This window comes from Vibrio sp. 970 (genome assembly GCF_033339075.1).
Map to the genome: position 1 here is coordinate 1 of NZ_JAWOTW010000327.1, position 694 is coordinate 694.

A 694-nucleotide genomic window follows, 5' to 3' on the forward strand; every position below is an offset into this window, starting at 1 on the left:
CCTTCCTAACCTCGATTAAAGAGAATTCTTTTGACAGTAGAAAGATGGATACTCAGGAGGGGAATTTCAAGGGAGTGAATGAATAAAGATAGCTTTGCAAAAATAGAACTATGCATCTCAGCTCTTTTGAGCTTTATGAGGCTTACTCTTCAATCCAGATAAACGTAGCTTGTCTCCCTGTCACACCATCTCGGCGGTAAGAATAAAAGGACTCTTTATCTTGGTAAGTACACAAACCGGAATCGAAAACTTGCGAGACGCCAGCCCTGTTGAGACGCTGCGTCGCTAATTGCGACATGTTGGCAAGCCATTTACCTTCTACATTACGAGGGGTAAATGCGCGCTGAGCTTTTGAGTCAAAATCGACAAACGCTTGTAGAACATCTTCGCCCACTTCAAACGCCTGTGGACCAATAGCAGGCCCTAACCATGCCATCACATCACCCGAAAATAATGCGAGAGCATTTTCAACGATACCATTTGCCAAACCACGCCAACCAGCATGAACTGCTGCAACTTGAGTACCTTGAGTATTCGTCAGCAGTACAGGCAAACAATCAGCGGTCATTGCTGAACACACGACATTACTCGCCGATGTGAAGATGCCATCAGCATCAAGCACTATTGGCGTAGGAGCATTCGCATGGGCAACGACAGTAGAATGAGTTTGGTTTAACCAAATTGGCGCACTTGG

The 694-nt window shown here is 45.5% G+C and carries 1 protein-coding gene; it reads right to left on the bottom strand.

Annotation, left to right across the window (positions count from 1 at the left end):
- Positions 1-142 precede the first annotated feature (142 nt).
- A partial coding sequence (gene pgeF, locus R7Q11_RS26460) for a peptidoglycan editing factor PgeF (protein WP_225467033.1) occupies positions 143-694 on the bottom strand: 552 nt, incomplete at its 5' end.